The organism is Mesorhizobium sp. P2_H9 (assembly GCF_056403215.1).
On record NZ_JBFUFX010000001.1, the window covers coordinates 453,002 to 472,270 of the forward strand.

The window sequence follows — 19,269 nt, forward strand, 5'->3', positions numbered from 1 at the left end:
TCACCGGGCCACGGATTTGACCGCAGCCGCGATCTCGGCCTTGCTGGTCTTGCCGCCGACAAGCGCCTCGACAATGGCCGAAGCCGTGTCCTCGGCGATGCTGCCGACTTCCTTCATGGCGTTGGCCTTGATGGAAGCAATGCTGGCCTCGGCCTCACCGAGTTTCTTGTCGAGGGCGGCTTCGACCTTCTTGCGCGCGGTCTCGGCTTCCGCCTTGGCCGCGTCGTTGGCCTGCTGGCCGATCGCGTTGGCCTTGGCCTTGGCTTCCGCCAGTTCCTGCTCATAGGCAGCAACGGCGGCGTCAGCCTCGCCCTTCAGCCTGGCGGCATGGTCGAGATCCTGCGAAATGCGATCGTTGCGCACGTCGATGATGCCACCAAGGCGCGGCATCACCACCTTCTTCAGGAACAGGTAGAACAGCCCGAAGGTGATCGCCAGCCACAGAAGCTGCGACGGGAACGTCGCCGGATCGAATGGCGGGAACGCGCCGTGCGCTTCGGCAGGCACGCCGGTGCCGGAATGCGTGTCGCCTTCCGTCGCGGCGGGCGCTGTCTCTTGCGCAAAGGCAGATGTCACGAACATGGACTATCCCCGAAATTCAAGCTTGGCCGCAGGGTTGCGGCCGGCCTGTCCAATCTTCTCAACGCGTGCCCGAAGGGCTCAGCCGAACAGGGCCAGAAGCGCGATGAGAAGCGAGAAGATGCCCAGAGCTTCGGTCACGGCAAAGCCGAAAATCAGGCGACCGAACTGGCCATCGGCGGCCGACGGATTGCGCAGCGCGCCCGCCAGGTAGCTGCCGAAGATGTTGCCCAGGCCAATGCCTGCGCCACCCATGCCCAGGCAAGCGATGCCGGCGCCGATGTACTTTGCTGCTTCTGCGTCCATTTGTTCAACTCCTTTGGATCTGAAATTCCGTTGCGATTCCATCCGGCACGACTGCCGGAAACTCTTGGTCAGTGCCCCGGGTGCAGGGCGTCGTTCAGGTACATGCAGGTCAACACGGCAAAGACGTAGGCCTGCAGGAAAGCGACCAGCAGTTCCAGCGCCGTCAGCGCCACCGCCATGGCTAGCGGCAGGATCGAGCCGGCAATGCCGACGGCGCCAAGCGCGCTCAGGCTGACGACAAATCCCGAGAACACCTTCAGCGTGATGTGGCCGGCCAGCATGTTGGCGAACAGACGAACCGAGAGGCTGACCGGGCGCGAGACGAAGGAAATCACTTCGATCAGCACCACCAGCGGCAGCAGGAAGACAGGAACGCCATGCGGCACGAACAGCTTGAGGAAGCCGAGGCCGTGCTTCATGAAGCCATAGACGACCACGGTTCCGATCACGAGGGCGGCGAGGCCGAAGGTGACGATGATGTGGCTGGTGACGGTGAAGAAGTAAGGGAAAAGCCCGAGCAGATTGGCGACCAGCACGAACATGAACAGCGAAAACACGAAGGGGAAGAACTTCAGTCCCTGGGTTCCGGCGGCATCCCTGAGCATGTTCGAGACGAACTCATAGGCCATTTCCGAGACCGACTGCAGCCGGCCGGGAACCAGGCTGCGGCTCGACGTCGAAAGGTAAAGAAAGGCGGAGGCGACGGCTACGGTCGCGACCATGAACAATGCCGAATTTGTGAAGGACAGGTCGTAGCCGCCGATGTTGATCGGAAGCAGTTTGATGATATGGAACTGGTGGATCGGATCGACCTTGTCAGCAGCCACTTTACATCCCCGTCAAAGCCGCGCGCGGCTTGAGTGTCTTGTTCATCGCGCCGGCAGGCGGCGCCTTCATTCTTTCGGATCCCGCGGTTTGTCGCTTTGTCCGAATTCCGCCACGACGCCTGCCGAACGCAGGACATTGAGCACACCGGCGCCAAATCCCAGCAGCAGACCCACGATCAGACCCCATGGCGATGTTCCCGCCACACGATCCAGAAACCAGCCAAGGCCCACGCCCACCACTATACCGGCGATAAATTCGCTGGACAGCTTCAGGGCCTGGCCATATCCGGCCACCGCTCTCGCGTCGTCTTTCCCCTCGCTCCGGTCCGGCCGTCTTGTCGCAAGCGTTGCTTCAAGGTCGCGCCGGCGGCGCTCAAGTTCGTCGTCGCGGATGTCGGCATCGTGCTGTTTGCCGCGGCCGGTTTCTCCGGTTCCGTCTGGCCCGTTCTTCTCGGCCATCGAACCCCCCTGCCCGGTCAGAACGTCGCCGTCCGTCCGCTTCTAAAGTCGCCGGCAACATAGTTAGAGGGTTTGCGCCCGTCAAGCCACGGGTGGAACTTCAAAGCCATGTATTTTCTGTATTGAAATCAATAGCTTGGAAAGGTGCGACATCGTGCCCGGCGCAGCAGCGGGGATGCAGGCCCCGAATCCTCTAGGCAATGGCCGTTTGATCGACCTGATGTCAGGGAAAAGAAGCGGCGGTTGTCGAGCACTCAGCTCCAGCCGCCGCCATAGGTGCGATAGAAGATGTGCAGGCCGATCTTGGTCATCTTCTGCATCGTACGCGCCCATCCCGGATGGACATAATTGGCGTAGTAGTGGGTCGACGACCCGACTTCCGGAATGAAGATCTTGCCGGCGGTGACCGCCATGGCGACTTCCTGCGCGGTCTTGTAGTTGGCGGGGCTGTCGATGCGCTTCTTCCTGCCGTCGCAGGCGAAGGAAAACTGGCAACGGTTGAGCCAGTTGTCGTTCTGGTAGACGACGCCGCAGATCGAGTTCGGATAGGCCGGATTGCGGACACGGTTGAGGATGACCTGGGCGACCGCCGCCTGGCCGCGCACGCTCTCGCCACGCGCCTCGAAATAGATGCCGTTGGCAAGGCATGTCTGCTCTTTGGCGGAGAAGGCGCTCGCCGGCAGCGGGTTCTGGATCCACGAATGATCGCCCTTGGCCATCGGTGGAATGAAGCGGCCGTTGTTCGGCTCCTCGTCCTGCAGCAGGGCTTCGAAGGGCGAGGCCTTGGCATAGTCGGGCTCGGCCTGTGCGTAGGCGGTCGCCAGAACGTCCGGGTGATCGTTGTTGACCAGCGCGGCAAGCATCGCCGGCATGCCGGGATCGGGCTTCTTGTCCTCACGGGTGTGGAACGCCTGGGCGATCTGGATTTCCTTGCCTTTGATCTGCGGCCTGGCGAAAGCCATCTTGAGGCCGCTGTCCATGCTGGGGCGTAGCAGCGAGGAGGTGCGCTGGAAGATCGAGCCGGCGTTGAAGTCCTTCGGCGGCGACACCGGCGAGACCTGGATGATGCGGCCCTTCTTGTCGGCGCGCATGACGCGCTCCTCGTCGGGCGTCACGCCGGCGACGCTGCCCTTGCCGCGAAACGAGACGGTGCCGATGCCGGGCAAGCGCACGCCCGAGCCCGAGATCGAGCCGGTGCTGATGGAATCGACGAACGGCATTTCGGCGGCATGGACGGAGCCGGCGACGGATTTCTCGACATAGGAGTTCCAGCGCGAATTCGGCGCCTCGAGGCCGGAAACCAGGCTCGTCATATCCTGGTAGGCAATATCTGTGGGAAAGCCGACCCAGATGCCGAGCCCGATGATGAACGGAGACAGGAAGGAACGATTTTTCTCACCGGCGGCGGCGACAAGCCGCTTCAAAACACGTCGATGCACTGAACTCTCCAGAAACGCAGAACCGACCCACTGGAGAGGGACAATGATGCATTAACCTTGATGGGGCGTTAACGGGTTTGATCGAGTTTTCCCTGTCGTTGCCAAGTCGGGCGCTTTTGCGGCGGTGGTCCGTTCGAAGAAAATCAGGCGGGCCGAAGGAAGATCGGCCAGGCAATCAGCGCACATGCAGCGCCCGCCAGCCAAACACCCGTCCACGACCCGACCACCAGCAGCCCCGGAATGGCGATCGGAACCAGGAAGAAGGCAACGAAGACGAAACTGTTGGCGAGGCCGAGCGCCGTGCCGGCGTGGCTTGCGCCGGCAAGCGTGGCCAGTTCGGTGTAGGCGACGCCGTGCCAGGCGGAGACCGAGATGCCGGCAACGACCAGCAGCACCGCAATCGCCGGCATCAGCGCCGGATGCGCGCCCGGCATGGCGGCCGACACCAACACCAGCAGGCCGAGAACCGCGAAGCCGGCCGCACTCAACACGCTGCACAGGCGCAGGAACGGGCGGCGGTTGCCATGGCGGTCGGTGAAGCGGCCGCTCCAGACGCGCATGACCATGGCGCCGGTCTGGACAGCGGCGAGGCTGGCGCTGATCACCAGCGTGCCCATGCCGGCGAAGTCGTGCAGGAAGACGGAAGCGAAGGTGAGCACCGCCACTTGCGGAACGCAGAGCACGCCGATGGCGATTGCGATGCGCCAGACGGCCACGTTGCGCAGCGGTGCGGTGCCGGCCGGTGTTGCGGCCTGGGCCGAATGTGCATCGTCACCCTGCGGCGGCTGGTGCAGCCAGAGCCAGGTGAAGAAAGTCGAGACAGCGGACGCCGCCGCCAGCAGACCGAAGACCGCGGCAAAGCCATGGACTGAGGCCAGCGACGGCAGGATGAGGGCGCCGAGCCCGCCGCCGAGCGGCACCGCCGTCTGCCTTATGCTCATGGCAAAGCCGCGCTCGCCTTCACGAAACCAGGCCATGATGGCGCGGCCGCTTGAGCCGTTGACGCTGCCGCCGAGCAGACCGGTGACCAGGAGGCTTGCCGCCAGAAGCGCAACGCTCGGAATATGTGCAACTGACGGCACGACAAGGAAGGCCATGAACAGGAGCCAGGCCGCCGTCGCGCCGAGACCAGTCAACAGCACGCCGCGATCACCCCAGCGGTCGGTAAGCAAGCCCCAGGGCAATTCGCTCAAGGCAACGCCCAGTCCGAGAAGGCCAAGGACCAGGCCGAGATTGCCATTGGAGAGATGATAGCCTGAACGCAGAAACACCGCTGTCGCCGGGATGCCGGCAAAGGTGGCGGAGAAACTGGCATTGGCCGCGACGCCGATGCCCAGCACCTTCCAGCGATGATTGCTGCCAAATGCCGTGACGCCGGACGGCGTTACGGTCATGCCCGGGTTGCAATCGGAATCGGAAACGACAGCTGACATGGGACAGACTCCAAAGATGGACCGGCAAGCGCCGGACCTTGACGCACTGTCTCTACCGTCATAGCTTTGTCCCGAATATCGGGAAGTTTTTGACATTAAATCCCGAAAAACAGGATCATGTTCTCGTGCGGCGCGTAACATTCGACCTCGACGTTCTCCGCAGTTTCGTCACCGGCATGGAGCTGGGCAGCTTCGCCAAAGCGGCCGACCGGCTCGGTCGTTCGACCTCGGCGGTCAGCGCGCAGTTGAAGAAGCTGGAGGAGCAGGCGGCGACGCCGATCTTCCGTAAGTCGGGACGCGGCCTGGCATTGACGGAGGCCGGCGAAACCATGCTCGGCTATGCGCGCCGGCTGCTCGAGCTCAATGACGAGGCGGTATCCGCCATCCACGACGTCGAGCTGGAAGGCTGGGTGCGGCTCGGCCTACAAGAGGATTTCGGCGAGGCGGTGCTGCCGGAGGTGCTCGGGCGCTTTGCCCGCGCGCACCCCAAGGTCAAGATCGAGGCCAGGATCGCGCGCAGCCACGAGCTTGCCGAACGGATCACTTCAGGCAGCCTCGATATCGCACTGGCCTGGCACAACGGCACGACGCTGCCTTACAGCCGGCATGTCGCCGATGTTCAGATGCGCTGGATCGGCCCGGCAAAGCTGATCGAGACGAGCCTGCGCGACGGCGAGGCGCTGCCGCTGGTGGCGCTGGAAGCGCCATGTCTGCTGCGCACGGTGGCGACCGAAGCCCTCGACCGCGCCGGCCTGTCGTGGCGGATGGCTTTTTCCAGCCCGAGCCTTGGCGGCGTGTGGGCGGCGGTCGCGGCGGGGTTGGGGTTGACGATCCGCACCGATATCGGTCTGCCGGCCACTGTCAGGGCGATGACATCAGAGATTGCCGGACTGCCGGCCCTGCCCAAGATGGCGCTGGTGCTGCATCGCAAGGAGGCCGAGCTCGATCCGGTGGCGGCGCGTCTCGGCGACATCCTGCTGCAGGCGGCCCTGCAAGCGCTCCCGGAAGGTGCGCGGGGGATTGAGGGCTTGAGAGCGGTCGCTTAGGTTTCTTGGCCGACGCCCTCTCAGCTAGAGGCGTTTCCGCAAATCGCCGAGAGGTAGCCGCCTCACTTGCGCTTGTTCGCCCTGCCGGCAAACGGATTGTCCGAGGTGCGCAGCGCTATCCTGATCGGCACGCCGGGCATGTCGAAGGCCTCGCGCAAGCTGTTCGAGAGATAGCGGACATAGGATTGCGGCATCGCATCCGGCCGTGAGCACTGGACGACAAAACCCGGCGGCCGGGTCTTGGCCTGCGTGACATATTTGATCTTCAGCCGGCGCCCGGCGACGGCGGGCGGCGGATGATGCGCCAGGATGCCTTCCAGCCAGCGGTTGAGCTTGCCGGTGGAAACGCGGCTGTTCCAAACCTTGTGCGTTCGGATGACGGCATCCATCAGCTTGTCGAGACCGCGTCCGGTTTCGGCCGAAACCGTTACCGCTTGCATGCCGCGGGCCTGCGGCAGCAGCCGCTCGGTCTTCTCGCGCAGTTCCGCCAGCAGTTCCTGCGGGTTGTCGATCAGGTCCCATTTGTTGAAGGCGATGACCGGCGCGCGACCCTCGCGGATGATCAGGTCGGCGATCTGCAGATCCTGCTTCTCGAAGGGGATGGTGGCGTCAAGCACGATGATGACGATCTCGGCAAAGCGGATGGCGCGCAAGCCATCCTGCACCGACATCACTTCCAGCTTTTCGTGGATCCTGGCCTTGCGGCGCATGCCGGCAGTGTCGAACAGTTTTAGCCGGCGGCCATGCCAGTCCCAGTCGACGGAGATGGAATCGCGGGTAATACCGGCTTCCGGTCCGGTCAACAGCCGCTCCTCGCCGATCAGCGCATTGATCAGCGTCGACTTGCCGGCGTTCGGGCGGCCGACGACGGCGATGCGCATCGGCTTGGTGTCGTCATAGGCGGGAACATCTTCGGCGTCCGGGTCGAGGATGTCCTCGCCGATCAGCACTTCGCCGGCGGCAACCTCTTCGTCGCCGCCCTCTTCGTCGAAGGCACGCGCCTCGCCGAGGGCCAGGATCACCGCGTCGCGCAAATCGGGCATGCCCTGGCCGTGCTCGGCCGAGATCGGGATCGGCTCGCCAAGGCCAAGCTCCCACGCTTCCAGCATGCCGGCCTGGGCGCCCTTGGCCTCGGCCTTGTTGGCGACCAGCACCACCGGCTTGCCGGACTTGCGCACGATTTCGGCAAAAGTCTTGTCGTCAGGCATCAGGCCGGACTTGGCATCGACGGTGAAGAAGATCAGGTCGGCCTCGCGGATGGCGATCTCGGTCTGCGCGCGCATACGGCCCGGCAGCGTCGAGGCGGCGGCATCCTCGAAGCCGGCAGTGTCGATGACGTCGAAATGCAGGTCGTAGAGCTTGGCGGCATGGACGCGACGGTCGCGGGTGACGCCCGGCGTGTCGTCGACAAGCGCCAGCTTCCTTCCCACCAGTCGATTGAAAAGGGTCGATTTGCCGACGTTAGGCCGGCCGATGATGGCGACTTTGAATGTCATCCGACCCTACGATCTATCATGCATGTCGTTGTCCCAAAACCGCTGCGCACTTTTGGGCGACATGCACTACGACGCGCTGCCCGACCCGCGGATCAGTTCGGACATCAAGGTCGCCCGTTCGCGCGTGTTGCGCGGGGCACCGTCATCCGAAGCGATCTGGTCGAACAGTTTGAGTGCATCCTGGGTCTTGCCTTCCTTCCAGGCGGCAAGGCCGAGTGCTTCGCGCGCCGTATGGCGCAGCGTGTTGGTGTCGGAAGTCAACGCCTCGACACGGCTGGAGACATCGGCGAAGGAGCCATGATCGACAAGCAGGAGTGCTGCCCTGAGGCGCGCCATGTCGCGAATGCCGGACGGAATGGCGGTGTCGGCGGCGACGCCGTCAAAATCCTTGACGGCGGCATCGACGTCGCCCTTGTCCGCCTTGACGGTCGCCGCACGCATGCGGGCAAGCAGCGGATAGGCGCCGTAGCCGTCCGTTTCCAACGCGGCGAGCGCCGTCAGCGCGTCGTCGCTCTTGCCGTCATTGGCAAGCTTCAGCGCCTGCGAAAAGGCGTCACCCGAGCGGTTGGCGCGGGTCTCGTCCCAATAGCGATAGCCGACGACAGCGGCGGTGCCGAGCACCACCAGGATGGCAAGGCCAAGCAAGGCGGGGCCAAAGCGGTCCCACAGCGCCTGCGCCTGGTCGCGCCGCATCTCTTCGTTGACTTCGCGGATAAAACTGTCGTCCGACATCGATCAAAACCATTCCTGCCCGATCCGGGCCCGTTCTTGAGCCCGCGTTTTAGCGAAATTTTGTCGGCATGGAAGGGGTTCGGCAGGAAAATCGGCTAATCGCCGCTCCGGCCGCTTTAAAGGGCAACCATGGGTGCCACCGCACCCACGCCACATTTTCACGATAGCCGGCCTTTGACCCTCCAGATGCAGATCAGATTGCCGATGCCCCGTTTGTCTCGCGTTCTTGCGTTTTCCGTTGCCGCGCTCGCCACGGCGGATGTCGCTTACGCCGATCCGCCCGCGGCGCCATCGCCGGCAAAGCCGAAGCAGATCGTCATCATCTCGTTCGACAGCGCCCGTGAGATTTCGCAGTGGCAGCGCAGCCGCGCGCTGGCGCAGCGCACCGGCGCCCACTTCACCTATTTTCTGTCCTGCGTCTTCCTTTTGTCGCAGCAGACCCGCGCGGAATACACGGCGCCCGGCAAGACTGCAGGCAAATCGAACATCGGCTTTGCCGCTTCCCAACAGGAAGTGGCGGATCGGCTCGAACAGATCGGGCTTGCCGCCTCGGAAGGCCACGACATCGCCAGCCATGGCTGCGGCCATTTCGACGGCAAGGACTGGAGCAAGGCCGACTGGCTGACCGAATTCGCCTCGTTCAAGCATATTTTCGAGAACGCCTATTCGATCAACGGCATTGAGCCGGAACCCAAGGGCTGGCGCGACTTTGCGCGGCACGCGGTGATCGGCTTTCGCGCACCCTATCTGTCGGCCAACAAGGCGCTCTACGAGGCGCTGCCGGCGGCCGGCTACCAGTTCGACGCCAGCGGCGTCTCACAAGGGCCAGCGGTGCCACCGACCCGCAAGGGTATCACGCGCTTTTCGCTGCCGGAGATTCCGGAAGGTCCTAGTTCAAGGCCGGTGATCGCAATGGACTACAATCTCTTTGTCCGCCACTCCGGTGGCTTCGAGCGGCCGAGCGGAGCGACGGAATTCGCTGAGCGGAGCTATCAAGCCTTCCGCGCCGCCTTCGATGCGCAATACCGGGGCAAGCGCGTTCCGCTGGAACTCGGCTTCCATTTCACGCAGATGAACAACGGCGCCTACTGGAACGCGCTGGAGCGCTTCGCCGGCGAGGTCTGCGTCAAGGCTGATGTCGAGTGCATCAGTTTTCGCGACTATGTTTCGCGGCAAGGCGAGAAACAGGCGCAGGTAGGCGGCTGAGCCGCCCACCATTTTCCAGCCAGCAAATCAGGCCGGGTCGGGTTCCTGAGCCTGGCGTTCGAGGAATCGCCGATCGATGTCGGGCAGCGGTCCGCCGTCTAGCGTTGCTTCGAAGGCGCGAAGACGCTTGTAGATGGAGATAAGCACAACGATGTCGCTCCATGAACTTACCAGATACTGGAACGACGAAGCCACTTCTGAAAATGCAGAAACAATCTGCTGAAAAATTCCCAGCGTTATCTTACCAGCGGCAATCGTCGGAATAAGAATGACGATCGCAAAAACGCTATCAGCTTGCCCGTAGAAATATCTTGCTACGTTAAAATATGAGTAGTGGAAATACAGCCTGAAATAATTCAAGCGCACATTTCTAAAAAGCTCTTTTACAGTAACTGGCTCAGCGCGATCAGCATTATCTTCACCGTATACCAATTCTTTCCGATACGCTGCTTCAACTCGTTGGTTTCGAAATTCCAAACCCGGGAGCTTGACACCCACCGTAGCGAGGAGAACTGTTCCAAAAGCTGACCAGACCAAAGCCGCGACAACAAGCGAATACGGAATCTGGCCGACTATCGGGAGCTCGGTTATGTGATGCGAGAGCCCTGCCAGCACCGGCAAGAAGGCGATCAGGGTCATGACGGAGTTGACAAGACTGACGCCAAGATCCTCCACGTTTGTCGAGAACCGCATCGTGTCTTCCTGAACGCGCTGCGATGCGCCTTCTATGTGCCGCAGCCTCGTCCAATTGCTCATGTAGAAATCGTTCATCGCCATGCGCCAGCGAAAGATGAAATGGCTGACGAAAAACCGTGTCACGACGAGCACCGCGATCCAGCAAAATGCGATCTCCATGAAGATCAATATGCCAGCGAACAGTTCGCCCGGACTGACGGAGCCCGGTGGCGGCGTAAGCGCCTTCTGCACCAGATTAAAGAAAGGTCCACGCCATTCGTTTAGCACCACGCTGACCTGGACCGAAAAATTGGTGGTGAACAAAATGAATGCCGATCCGAGGATCGCCCAGTTCTGCCAGGGATGAGGCCGATAGAGCGCCCAGAACGCATAGAAAATGAGCACGACCGCCGCGAAATAGATGTAAAACCAGAGGAATGGCTTCGACCAGAAAGCCGTCACGCCAATGATAGGCTCGGCATCCGGAAGGGCTGGTGGCAGTCCAAAGACCGCGCCCAATTGCTCGCCGCCCAAAAACCAGAACAAAACCGCGGCAAGGCTCCAGACGATCACCGAAGTGAAAAACAGCTTCGGCTGCGGAAAAAACGATACGAACACTGTGGTGAAATCCTCGGGTCGGGGGGCAAATCAGCTGGGTTCGGCGGGCATAAGGTCACACATTAGTTGGAAAGAAAATGCCCGTGCCCGATGCCCGGCATCGAGCAAGACCACAATCATGGCGATTTTGGCGCAGCCGACCAGGTGATCGCGCCCGAGACGAGCAACACAGCAGCAGCTACGATCGAAGCGAGGAAGAAGTTGCCCGATGCCTGCGCCAGCAGCCCGGCGACGATCGGGCCGACGATCTGACCGAGGCCGAAGGAAGCCGTCATCACCGCAAAGATCCGGCGCGGCGCTTGCGGGACAAGTTGCCTCGCGGTCTGCAGGCCGAGCGCGGTGATAGCGATGAAGGTGCCACCGAGCAGAAGGCCGCCGAGCAACGGCCCGACGGTCCCGCCCATGGCAACGCTGGCGGTGACGCCGATCACCTCGACGAGGCAACCCACGGCATAGGCTGCGTAGACGCCGATCCGTGCTGCAACCTTCTGCCAGAGCCAGACCGAGGGAAAGCCGGCAAGGCCGGTGACCATCCAGACCGCGGCCTCGAAGACGCGGCCGCCGCCACCCTGGCGGACGATGGCGACCAGGAACGTCGCCGTCACCACATAGCCGAAGCCGAACAGGCCGTAGGCGACAATGATCTTCAGCAGCGATCGGTCCGTCGGCAGCGCCGGCTCGCGCCCGGTGACGCCATTGGCGGGCGCCGTGCTGCTGACCAGCAAGGCCACCACGGCAAAGCCGCAGGCCGAAAGCAGCGCCGACCACAGCCAGCCCGCCGCCCAGCCGGCATGTTCGGTGACGAGGAACGCCATCAGCGCCGAGGACGCTGCGATGCCGAGGCCGACGCCGCCGAAATGCAGCGCCTGCAGATCGTTGCGGCCGGCCGCCAGCAGATGGCCAAAGACGATGCTTGACATGAACACCATGACGAAGGCGCTGGCCAGACCGGCAAGAAAGCGGAAGAGGAGAAAGGCCGCCATGCTCTCGGTCAGGCCCATCGCGCCGGCGAGGATGGCGCTGGCGGCAAGGCCGGAAAATATCAGCAGGCGCTCGCGCCCATGCGCCCATGCGCCGGCGGCGGCAAGTGCCCCGACGAGGTAACCCAGGTAATTGGCGGAGGCAATCCAGCCGGCATCGGCCGTCGACAGGCCGAGCTCTTCCATCATGCCGGGCAGGATCGGGGTGTAGACGAAGCGACCGATGCCCATGGCGACGGCCATGGCAATCATGCCGGCCGTGGCGAGACGCAAGGGTGAAGCGGCTTTCATCGCGGCGCACAATAGATTTGCCGGGCGCCGAAACAATCCGCTTTTGTTGGGCCAGTTCGGCTCGCTGCGGCCAGGAGCCTGTGGCTATCGCTTCAACGGCAGCCGGCGCCGGCCGTCTCATAGGCGGTGCGCCGGGCCGTCAATCGGAACGGCACGTCGCCGAGTTCGCGCTCCGACATGGTGTCGAGCACCGGATGCGACAGCGGATCGGTCACCCAGTTGGCGGTTTCGCCTTCGTGCCGCCGGCCATGCTGTTGATTGGCGACGAAAAAGGCCCTGAGCAACGATAAAATCTTCACCATTCTTACCTCCTCGGTCTGACTGGCCTCCATAAAGTCTGCATTTCCGGCCTGTCTTTCAATTGAGATTTCGGCCGCGCCAGTTTAGAAAAACTGTATGGCTATTTTGAACCGCGTCCATCTCAACGGCCTGCGCGCCGTCGAAACCGTCGCCCGCCTGGGGTCGCTTGCGGCAGCGGCCAGAGAGCTCAACGTTTCCGTCAGCGCCGTCAGCCAGCAGATCAACCGAACGGAAAAGCAGCTCGGCCAGGCCCTGTTCGAGCGAACGGCGAGCGGGCTGGTGCCGACCGAATTCGGCACTGTCTTCACGGCCCGGTTGGGCGCGGGTTTTCGCGAGATCGCCCAGGCGGTGGCGCTGGCCGACGAAGGGTCGGAATGCACGCTGGTGGTTTCGGTGGCGCCGGCCTTCGCCTCGAAATGGCTGTTGCCGCGGCTGTCGCGGCATTTCGCCCGGCATCCCAACGTGCTGTTGCGCATCGACGCTTCGGTGCGGCTTGCCGATCTCGACCGTTCCGACATCGAGATCGCCATCAGGCTTGGCGACGGCAAGTGGCCAAGCGGGCGGGCGGAACTGTTGCTGGCGCAAGAAATCTTCCCGGTCTGTGCCCCGGTGATTGCCGAGAAGCTGAAGTCGATCGACGATCTCGCCTTGACCTGCGCCATCACCGACGAACGGGCGATGATCAATTGGGAAAGCTGGTTCGAGGCCGCCGGGTCAAGCCGGTCACCTTCCTCAAGGGTGCGCGCTTCACCGACCCGATGCTGTGCCTGGAATCGGCGATTGCCGGCCACGGCGTCATGCTCGGTTGGCAATTGCTGACCGCCGACGCACTGGCCGACGGCCGGCTTGTCGCACCCTTCGGCATCCGCGCCCAGAGCGGGCTCGGCTACTGGATGGTGACTTCCGCCGCCAAAAGCGAAAGCCGCAAGGTCCGGGATTTCAAGGTCTGGGTGCGCGAGGAAATCGAGGCGACGATGGCACAGTTCAGGTCGCTCGAAAGCGCGGCGTAGTTCTGGACCAGCGCAATCGTGGTGGAAAGGTCGGTGGTGCCGGTCTATGTAAAGTGTCGAACCCACACATCACGGCAGGCAAATTCATGACCACACATTCGCGCGGCGTTTCCGCATCGATCGACCCGGTGAAACTCGACAGGCTGGCCGAGGTTGCCATCAAGGTCGGGCTGCAATTGCAGCCGGGACAGGATTTGGTGCTGACCTCGTCGATCGCAGCACTGCCGTTGACGCGGCGGATCGTCGAGCATGCCTACAAGGCCGGTGCGGGCCTGGTAACGCCGATCTTCAACGACGACGAGATGACGCTGGCGCGCTACCGCTTTGGCGCCGATGCCGGCTTCGACCGCGCCGCCGGCTGGCTCTATGAGGGCATGGCGAAAGCTTTTGCCGGCAATGCGGCGCGGCTTGCCGTGCGCGGCGAGGACCCGTCGCTGCTGTCGGCGCAGGACCCGTCGAAGGTGGCGCGCGCCAACAAGGCGAATTCGATGGCCTACCAGCCGGCGTTGGAAAAGATCACCGGCTTTGATATCAACTGGAACATCGTCGCCTATCCTGATCTCGCCTGGGCCAAGCAGGTTTTCCCTGATGATGCCAACGATGTCGCGGTGGCCAAACTCGCCGATGCGATCTTCGCGGCGTCGCGGGTGGATGTCGAAGACCCGATCGGCAACTGGAAAGCGCATAATGCAGCGCTGCGCAGCCGCACCGAATGGCTGAACGGCCACAATTTCCATGCACTGCATTTCACCGGTCCGGGCACCGACCTGACCGTCGGGCTGGCCGACGGCCATGAATGGATGGGCGGCGCCTCGACCGCCAAGAACGGCATCACCTGCAACCCGAACATCCCGACCGAAGAGGTGTTCACCACGCCGCATGCACGGCGTGTCGAGGGCCATGTCTCGTCAACCAAGCCGCTGTCCTACCAGGGCACGCTGATCGACGAGATTTCGGTGCGCTTCGAGGCAGGCCGCATCGTCGAGGCCAAGGCTTCGAAGGGCGAAGACGTGTTGAAGAAGGTGCTCGATACCGATGAGGGCTCGCGCCGTCTCGGCGAAGTGGCGCTGGTGCCGCATTCGTCGCCGATCTCGGCCAGCGGCCTTTTGTTCTTCAACACGCTGTTCGACGAGAACGCCGCCTGCCACATCGCGCTCGGGCAGTGCTACTCCAAGTGTTTCGTCGACGGCGCCTCGCTCAGCCAGGACGAGATCGCGGCACGCGGCGGCAACAAGAGCTTTATCCACATCGACTGGATGATCGGCTCGGACAAGATCGACATCGATGGTGTGCACAAGGATGGCCGCAAGGTGCCGGTGATGCGCAAGGGCGAGTGGGCCTGAGGTTTCGGCGCAGCGCTGGCTTTTAGACGTCGGCGGGACAGCGCCCCCCTCTGTCCTGCCGGACATCTCCCCCACATGGGGGGAGATCAGACGTCATGCGGGGCTTTCGCCAATCACCAACGTTGCATGACAAGCGAGGCGCCAGGACCGCCAATCTCCCCCCTCGTGGGGGAGATGTCCGGCAGGACAGAGGGGGGCGCGAAGGATCGCGGCGGTGAAGGCTTACTTCACCGCGGCTTCATAGACATCCGGCTTGAAGCCAACCAGAATCCTCTCGCCCAGCTCCAGCACCGGCCGCTTGATCATGGTCGGGTTGGCTAGCATCAGTGCCTTGGCCTTCTTCTCGTCGAGGCTCTGCTTGTCCTTGTCCGACAGTTCGCGAAACGTCGTGCTGGCCTTGTTGAGCAGGATCTCCCAGCCAACCTTGCCGACCCAGCCATCCAGCCGCTTGGCGTCCAGCCCCTCTGCCCGGTAGTCGTGGAAGCGGTAAGGCACATCATGACCTTCCAGCCAGACGCGGGCCTTCTTGATCGTGTCGCAGGTGGTGATGCCGTACATCGTAGTCAAAGGCGTGCTTCCTTGGCTGACAGTCGAATCCGTTCTGCAGCCTAAGACCGCCCTTCCCGCTTTGCCAGCACCCTGGCCGACATCTCAGGATTTCTGGGACTTGCCAATACTAAGGAATTTTCCTAAGTATTACCCAGCCGCTCTTTGACAATGGTTCGGGACCGACCGATGACAAGCCTCCACACCGCAAACCCGAACCCGCCGCCGATCGACGGCATCTTCCGCGCACTTGCCGATCCGACGCGACGACGCGTGGTGGAGCGGCTGAACCGCAGCCCGGCCTCGGTCAGCGAGCTGGCGCAGCCTTTCGAGATGGCGCTGCCTTCCTTCATCGAACACCTCAAGGTGCTGGAAGGTTGCGGGCTGGTGCGTTCGCAAAAGATCGGCCGCACAAGGACCTATCAGCTGGCGCCCGAGCCGCTGCAGCTCGCCGAAAACTGGCTGGCCGAACAGCGTACCCTTTGGGAGCGCCGCCTCGACCAGTTCGACGCCTATGTGATGACCCTGAAGGAGCAAGAATAATGAGCTATCCGTTCAAGGCCGACCCCAGACTGGACCTCGTGCTGGAGCGCTTCCTCGCTGCGCCGCGCGATCTGCTGTGGCGCGCCTTGACGACGCCGGAGCATGTCAAACAATGGTTCACGCCAAAGCCGTGGTTGATCACGGATTGCGAGATCGACCTCCGGCCGGGTGGCCTCTTTCGGACCCGCATGCAGTCGCCTGACGGCAAGGAAGTCAACGACCGCCATTGCTGCTATCTCGAAATCGTGGAGAACGAGCGGCTGGTGTGGACGGATGCGCTGCTGCCGGGCTACCGGCCGTCGGGCGAGCCTTTCATCACTGCGGTGATTTCCCTGCAGCCGGACGGCAAGGGCACGCGCTATACCGCCACCGCCATTCACCGCGACGAGGCCACCCGCAACAACCACAAAGAGATGGGTTTCTTCGACGGCTGGGGCACGGTGGCCGATCAGCTTGCGCAGTATGTGAAGACGATCTGATTTTTCTCGCATGGCGGCCAGAACATCGTGCCGGCCGCCATGTTCATTTTTCGACCCTACAGCGGCAAGAGCAGGCTCCCGGAAACGAGGGGGCTTGCGGTCTCAACAATAAGATCGCTCTTCGGTGATCTTGCCGTTCTTGACCGTGTACAAGCCAACTTCGTCCATGGTGACACGCTCGCCTGTCGCCTTGGGCGTTATGTCGAACTTGAAGCGCACTGCGAACTGATCGCCATTGACATAGGGGCCTTCGACCGAAGCCGCCACGCACTTCATTGTTTCTTGCCACAACTGGCTCTTCTGCTTGAGGCCGGCTTGATGGACGGCATCTCGGCAAGCTGCCGACATGCGACACGACCAGCGCGATCAGTGGCGCACCTGATCCCGTTTTGCGTCTGGGTTGGCAAGATGCTAAGGTGGAGTGGTCATCTCGGGCGGATGCATTTGGGGCCAAGTGACCGCCCGTTCATCGTCAAATCTCGACACTGTTCCCTCCTCCCAAGGTCTGCGATGTTTGTCTACGGCAGCCGAACAGCCACCATGCGTCGCCGTTGGCCAGAAGGCATCCTGGCAATTTCGCTGCTTGTCGGCTGGGCTCTGATGCTCAGGATGCCGCTTTCGCATGATGTAGTCTACCAGATGTGGGTCGCCCGACAGTTGATCGGCGGCACTAAACTCTACGGCGAGATTGTCGAGCTGAATCCACCGCTTTGGTTCTGGATGGCGGTTCCGATTGAGCGCATGGCTCAAATTCTCGGCGCAACCGCCGGCGCTGCAGTCGTAACCGCTGTCACGGCGTTCGCGACGCTCGCCTTGACGACCCTTGCCGCAATCACATCGGATGACACAACCGGCCGACGAATGGTCCTGTTGAGTGCGGCGGGTCTTTCGATGCTGCTCATCCCGCTGGCCGACTTCGGACAACGCGAGCACTTGGCGCTCATTGGGGCATTGCCATATGCCTTTCTCATTGCGCGGCGGGCGGACGGCGCCGTGGTGTCTTGGAAGACAGCCGCAACTGCCGGTGCCCTGGCTGCAGCCGGCTTCGCTCTGAAGCACTATTTTGTCGTGGTGCCGATCCTGCTGGAGCTCTGGCTCAGATTCCGGCTGCGAGGAGCCTGGAGACTTTTCCGACCCGAAACGTTGGTGTTGGGAGCCGCCGCCTCGGCCTATGCGGTAGCGATATTGGTCTTTGCGCAAGAATACCTCCGAACGATCTTGCCTATGCTTGCAGCGGCTTACGACGGCTACAACAGTTCACTCCAGGCGCAACTGCTCACGCCGCGCGTCCTTTTCTGGGGCCTCGCGGCGATCGTCATCGCTTGCCTCCGGAAGCGGGCACCATCTGAATCGATTGCGGCAGGCTTGGCGGCCATTGGATTTGCCCTGGCGTATTTCGCACAGCAGAAAGGATTTCGGTATCATACGGTGCCGGTGACCGGGCTGGCTTTCTTCGCGCTTTGCGCAATGCTGAACATGCATGAACGCACAGTCGCCGCGGCGATCCGACAAACCGCGATCATAGTCGTTGGATCAATACCAGTTCTCCTGGCCGTTTTTGTAGGCCCATACAAAAATTCCAATGAAGAACCGGTCCTGGCTCTACTTCACGCGGTCCCGCCCGGCTCTCCGGTGATCATGCTCACTGCAACTCCAAGCAACATCTGGCCCATGATCGAGAACCAAGGCCTCGTCTGGCCTTCGAGGCACTTCAGCTTCTGGATGACGATCGTGATGGCGAAGCAGTTGAAAGCGACTGGCCGGCTGACGCCCACGCTGCAGGCAATGGCCGATAAAGTCCGAACTCAAACGGCCGACGATCTCATGTGCAATCCACCTGACGTGATCCTTGTGGATGATCTGAGCAGGTCAAAGGCCGGTGCTTTCGATCTCGTCGCGTTCTTCAGCGAGAATGAAGCGTTCCGCGCGATATTCTCCCATTATGCCAGACGCGAATCGGCGGCGAATTTCACTGCATACGCAAAACAGGGGAACTGGCAGCCCGAAAACAAACCGGCCCTATGCCGAAATCTATTCTAGATGTTTGATCTTGAGGAAAGCCCGCCTTGGGAGCGCCCGCCTCGACCAGTTCGACGCCTATGTGATGAGCCTCGGTGGCCGATCAGCTGGCGCAGTACGTGAAGACGATTTGAGTTTTCGCTTGGCGGCCAGGACGGTGTCCCGGCCGCCACATTTTTGATCACGCTAGCCGGAAGCCGGCGGAATTCCGGCTTAGTAGTAAAAGCGCTCTTCGGTGATCTTGCCGTTCTTGACCGTGTACAGGCCAACCTCGTCCATGGTGACACGTGCGCCGGTGGCCTTGGGCGTAATATCGAACTTGAAGCGTAGTGCGAACTGGTCGCCGTTGACATAGGGGCCCTCGATCGAGCCGCCATGCACTTCATTGTTCGCTTGCCACCATTCGCCCTTTTGCCTGATGGCCTCCTTGCCATGGACGATTGCCATCGGCCCCTCCATGGCTTCGTAGCTGGCGATGTCGTCGGCATTGTACTTCTCGGCGGCACCCCTGTTATCGCCCTGCTGGAGCAGCTCGGTGAAATCCTTGGCGATTTCCGTGATGGTCATTTGTGTTCCTCCTGTTCAGACTGGTTGAAGTAGGGAAGCGCTTGCCAGCCCGTCACCGTTGCCCGCACGACAGCTGACAGACCGTGTCAGGACGATTGATATAGCGCGGCTCTGTGACGACGATTTCTCACATGCCGGCCAGGGAATCGTCCTGGCCCGTCAATTGCCAGCGTCCACGCTCGGGGAGAAGGGAACTGGCCGCAGCCTCGGCGCCCTTGCCGGCAACGCTGGTGATTGGCGAAATCACCCGACGCAAGCCATTTCTCCCCGTCACTATACGGGGAGAAATGTCCGGCAGGACAATGAGGGGCAGCGCAAGCGCCCGGCAAGTTTCAATTGCCGGAACCGTTCGCCCGTCGATGCAGGGCCTGAACC

General features: G+C 62.2%; 21 protein-coding genes and 1 pseudogene. 7 read left to right on the plus strand and 15 right to left on the minus strand.

The features are described from left to right. The 6 genes from AC1DXN_RS02240 to AC1DXN_RS02265 all read right to left on the minus strand — a co-directional run bounded on the left by AC1DXN_RS02240 (position 1) and on the right by AC1DXN_RS02265 (position 5,043). Entirely contained in the window at positions 1–582 is a 582-nt protein-coding gene (locus tag AC1DXN_RS02240) for a F0F1 ATP synthase subunit B (protein ID WP_477243453.1), read from the minus strand. Between the two features lie 78 nt (positions 583–660). Next, positions 661–885 carry a F0F1 ATP synthase subunit C gene (locus AC1DXN_RS02245; RefSeq protein ID WP_006206606.1) on the minus strand — a complete coding sequence of 75 codons (225 nt, stop codon included), beginning with the start codon at positions 883–885 and terminating at the stop codon, positions 661–663. 68 nt (positions 886–953) lie between these two features. Continuing rightward, positions 954–1,712 (minus strand): F0F1 ATP synthase subunit A, encoded by a 759-nt coding sequence (locus AC1DXN_RS02250; protein WP_477243451.1) that lies wholly within the window; start codon positions 1,710–1,712, stop codon positions 954–956. A 66-nt stretch (positions 1,713–1,778) separates the two neighbouring features. Beyond that, positions 1,779–2,171, minus strand: a complete 393-nt coding sequence (locus AC1DXN_RS02255) for an AtpZ/AtpI family protein (protein WP_477271763.1) — start codon at positions 2,169–2,171, stop codon at positions 1,779–1,781. A 254-nt stretch (positions 2,172–2,425) separates the two neighbouring features. Further along, positions 2,426–3,610 carry a cell wall hydrolase gene (locus AC1DXN_RS02260; RefSeq protein ID WP_477271761.1) on the minus strand — a complete coding sequence of 395 codons (1,185 nt, stop codon included), beginning with the start codon at positions 3,608–3,610 and terminating at the stop codon, positions 2,426–2,428. Positions 3,611–3,753: 143 nt separating this feature from the next. Continuing rightward, entirely contained in the window at positions 3,754–5,043 is a 1,290-nt protein-coding gene (locus tag AC1DXN_RS02265) for an MFS transporter (protein WP_477271759.1), read from the minus strand. Between the two features lie 125 nt (positions 5,044–5,168). Here AC1DXN_RS02265 and AC1DXN_RS02270 point away from each other — a divergent pair, with 125 nt between their 5' ends. Then, positions 5,169–6,089 carry a LysR substrate-binding domain-containing protein gene (locus tag AC1DXN_RS02270; RefSeq protein WP_477271757.1) on the plus strand — a complete coding sequence of 307 codons (921 nt, stop codon included), beginning with the start codon at positions 5,169–5,171 and terminating at the stop codon, positions 6,087–6,089. A 62-nt stretch (positions 6,090–6,151) separates the two neighbouring features. On the opposite strand, the gene der is transcribed toward AC1DXN_RS02270, so the two are convergent. Then, positions 6,152–7,585, minus strand: a complete 1,434-nt coding sequence (gene der, locus AC1DXN_RS02275; protein WP_477271755.1) for a ribosome biogenesis GTPase Der — start codon at positions 7,583–7,585, stop codon at positions 6,152–6,154. Between the two features lie 66 nt (positions 7,586–7,651). Next, complete coding sequence (locus AC1DXN_RS02280; RefSeq protein WP_477271753.1) at positions 7,652–8,317, minus strand: tetratricopeptide repeat protein; 666 nt, start codon at positions 8,315–8,317, stop codon at positions 7,652–7,654. Positions 8,318–8,521: 204 nt separating this feature from the next. On the opposite strand from AC1DXN_RS02280, the gene AC1DXN_RS02285 reads away from it, so the two are divergent. Further along, a complete protein-coding gene (locus AC1DXN_RS02285) occupies positions 8,522–9,523 on the plus strand; it encodes a polysaccharide deacetylase family protein (protein WP_477271751.1) in 1,002 nt (333 codons plus the stop codon). Positions 9,524–9,550: 27 nt separating this feature from the next. Here the strand turns inward: AC1DXN_RS02285 and sbmA are convergent, their stop codons facing one another. The 3 genes from sbmA to AC1DXN_RS02300 all read right to left on the minus strand — a co-directional run bounded on the left by sbmA (position 9,551) and on the right by AC1DXN_RS02300 (position 12,389). After that, positions 9,551–10,816: a peptide antibiotic transporter SbmA gene (gene sbmA, locus AC1DXN_RS02290; protein WP_477243435.1), complete on the minus strand. Its 1,266-nt coding sequence runs from the start codon at positions 10,814–10,816 to the stop codon at positions 9,551–9,553. A 116-nt stretch (positions 10,817–10,932) separates the two neighbouring features. After that, the gene (locus AC1DXN_RS02295; RefSeq protein WP_477271749.1) at positions 10,933–12,087 is read right to left on the minus strand and encodes a YbfB/YjiJ family MFS transporter; all 1,155 of its coding nucleotides are present in this window, start codon (positions 12,085–12,087) and stop codon (positions 10,933–10,935) included. A gap of 92 nt (positions 12,088–12,179) precedes the next feature. Continuing rightward, positions 12,180–12,389, minus strand: a complete 210-nt coding sequence (locus AC1DXN_RS02300; protein ID WP_477271747.1) for a hypothetical protein — start codon at positions 12,387–12,389, stop codon at positions 12,180–12,182. A gap of 94 nt (positions 12,390–12,483) precedes the next feature. On the opposite strand from AC1DXN_RS02300, the pseudogene AC1DXN_RS02305 reads away from it, so the two are divergent. Both AC1DXN_RS02305 and AC1DXN_RS02310 read left to right on the plus strand, forming a co-directional pair. Continuing rightward, positions 12,484–13,397: pseudogene (locus AC1DXN_RS02305) on the plus strand (LysR substrate-binding domain-containing protein). 86 nt (positions 13,398–13,483) lie between these two features. After that, positions 13,484–14,740 carry an aminopeptidase gene (locus tag AC1DXN_RS02310; RefSeq protein WP_477271745.1) on the plus strand — a complete coding sequence of 419 codons (1,257 nt, stop codon included), beginning with the start codon at positions 13,484–13,486 and terminating at the stop codon, positions 14,738–14,740. 222 nt (positions 14,741–14,962) lie between these two features. On the opposite strand, the gene AC1DXN_RS02315 is transcribed toward AC1DXN_RS02310, so the two are convergent. Continuing rightward, on the minus strand, positions 14,963–15,298 hold the full coding sequence (locus tag AC1DXN_RS02315) for an ArsC family reductase (protein WP_477272415.1): 336 nt from the start codon (positions 15,296–15,298) through the stop codon (positions 14,963–14,965). A gap of 177 nt (positions 15,299–15,475) precedes the next feature. On the opposite strand from AC1DXN_RS02315, the gene AC1DXN_RS02320 reads away from it, so the two are divergent. Both AC1DXN_RS02320 and AC1DXN_RS02325 read left to right on the plus strand, forming a co-directional pair. Next, complete coding sequence (locus AC1DXN_RS02320; RefSeq protein WP_477271743.1) at positions 15,476–15,829, plus strand: ArsR/SmtB family transcription factor; 354 nt, start codon at positions 15,476–15,478, stop codon at positions 15,827–15,829. Continuing rightward, positions 15,829–16,308 carry an SRPBCC family protein gene (locus tag AC1DXN_RS02325; protein WP_477271741.1) on the plus strand — a complete coding sequence of 160 codons (480 nt, stop codon included), beginning with the start codon at positions 15,829–15,831 and terminating at the stop codon, positions 16,306–16,308. Before AC1DXN_RS02320 ends, AC1DXN_RS02325 begins: the two co-directional genes overlap by 1 nt. Positions 16,309–16,410: 102 nt before the next feature. Here AC1DXN_RS02325 and AC1DXN_RS02330 read toward each other — a convergent pair whose 3' ends face one another. Next, positions 16,411–16,656 carry a nuclear transport factor 2 family protein gene (locus AC1DXN_RS02330; protein WP_477271739.1) on the minus strand — a complete coding sequence of 82 codons (246 nt, stop codon included), beginning with the start codon at positions 16,654–16,656 and terminating at the stop codon, positions 16,411–16,413. Between the two features lie 162 nt (positions 16,657–16,818). Here AC1DXN_RS02330 and AC1DXN_RS02335 point away from each other — a divergent pair, with 162 nt between their 5' ends. Next, positions 16,819–18,348, plus strand: a complete 1,530-nt coding sequence (locus AC1DXN_RS02335) for a hypothetical protein (protein ID WP_477271737.1) — start codon at positions 16,819–16,821, stop codon at positions 18,346–18,348. 192 nt (positions 18,349–18,540) lie between these two features. Here the strand turns inward: AC1DXN_RS02335 and AC1DXN_RS02340 are convergent, their stop codons facing one another. Further along, positions 18,541–18,894 carry a SnoaL-like domain-containing protein gene (locus tag AC1DXN_RS02340; RefSeq protein WP_477271735.1) on the minus strand — a complete coding sequence of 118 codons (354 nt, stop codon included), beginning with the start codon at positions 18,892–18,894 and terminating at the stop codon, positions 18,541–18,543. 127 nt (positions 18,895–19,021) lie between these two features. Beyond that, the gene (locus AC1DXN_RS02345) at positions 19,022–19,150 is read right to left on the minus strand and encodes a hypothetical protein (protein WP_477271733.1); all 129 of its coding nucleotides are present in this window, start codon (positions 19,148–19,150) and stop codon (positions 19,022–19,024) included. Positions 19,151–19,269: the final 119 nt, after the last annotated feature.

Excerpts from the sequence above, each read along its gene's own strand:
- AC1DXN_RS02255 (WP_477271763.1), bottom strand. The coding sequence starts at position 2,171 with ATGGCCGAGAAGAACGGGCCAGACGGAACCGGAGAAACCGGCCGCGGC.
- AC1DXN_RS02280 (WP_477271753.1), bottom strand. The coding sequence starts at position 8,317 with ATGTCGGACGACAGTTTTATCCGCGAAGTCAACGAAGAGATGCGGCGC.
- AC1DXN_RS02315 (WP_477272415.1), bottom strand. The coding sequence starts at position 15,298 with ATGTACGGCATCACCACCTGCGACACGATCAAGAAGGCCCGCGTCTGG.
- AC1DXN_RS02340 (WP_477271735.1), bottom strand. The coding sequence starts at position 18,894 with ATGACCATCACGGAAATCGCCAAGGATTTCACCGAGCTGCTCCAGCAG.
- AC1DXN_RS02325 (WP_477271741.1), top strand. The coding sequence starts at position 15,829 with ATGAGCTATCCGTTCAAGGCCGACCCCAGACTGGACCTCGTGCTGGAG.
- der (WP_477271755.1), bottom strand. The coding sequence starts at position 7,585 with ATGACATTCAAAGTCGCCATCATCGGCCGGCCTAACGTCGGCAAATCG.
- AC1DXN_RS02330 (WP_477271739.1), bottom strand. The coding sequence starts at position 16,656 with ATGTCGGCAGCTTGCCGAGATGCCGTCCATCAAGCCGGCCTCAAGCAG.
- AC1DXN_RS02320 (WP_477271743.1), top strand. The coding sequence starts at position 15,476 with ATGACAAGCCTCCACACCGCAAACCCGAACCCGCCGCCGATCGACGGC.
- AC1DXN_RS02240 (WP_477243453.1), bottom strand. The coding sequence starts at position 582 with ATGTTCGTGACATCTGCCTTTGCGCAAGAGACAGCGCCCGCCGCGACG.
- AC1DXN_RS02265 (WP_477271759.1), bottom strand. The coding sequence starts at position 5,043 with ATGTCAGCTGTCGTTTCCGATTCCGATTGCAACCCGGGCATGACCGTA.
- AC1DXN_RS02335 (WP_477271737.1), top strand. The coding sequence starts at position 16,819 with ATGTTTGTCTACGGCAGCCGAACAGCCACCATGCGTCGCCGTTGGCCA.
- AC1DXN_RS02310 (WP_477271745.1), top strand. The coding sequence starts at position 13,484 with ATGACCACACATTCGCGCGGCGTTTCCGCATCGATCGACCCGGTGAAA.
- AC1DXN_RS02245 (WP_006206606.1), bottom strand. The coding sequence starts at position 885 with ATGGACGCAGAAGCAGCAAAGTACATCGGCGCCGGCATCGCTTGCCTG.
- AC1DXN_RS02295 (WP_477271749.1), bottom strand. The coding sequence starts at position 12,087 with ATGAAAGCCGCTTCACCCTTGCGTCTCGCCACGGCCGGCATGATTGCC.
- AC1DXN_RS02300 (WP_477271747.1), bottom strand. The coding sequence starts at position 12,389 with ATGGTGAAGATTTTATCGTTGCTCAGGGCCTTTTTCGTCGCCAATCAA.
- AC1DXN_RS02285 (WP_477271751.1), top strand. The coding sequence starts at position 8,522 with ATGCCCCGTTTGTCTCGCGTTCTTGCGTTTTCCGTTGCCGCGCTCGCC.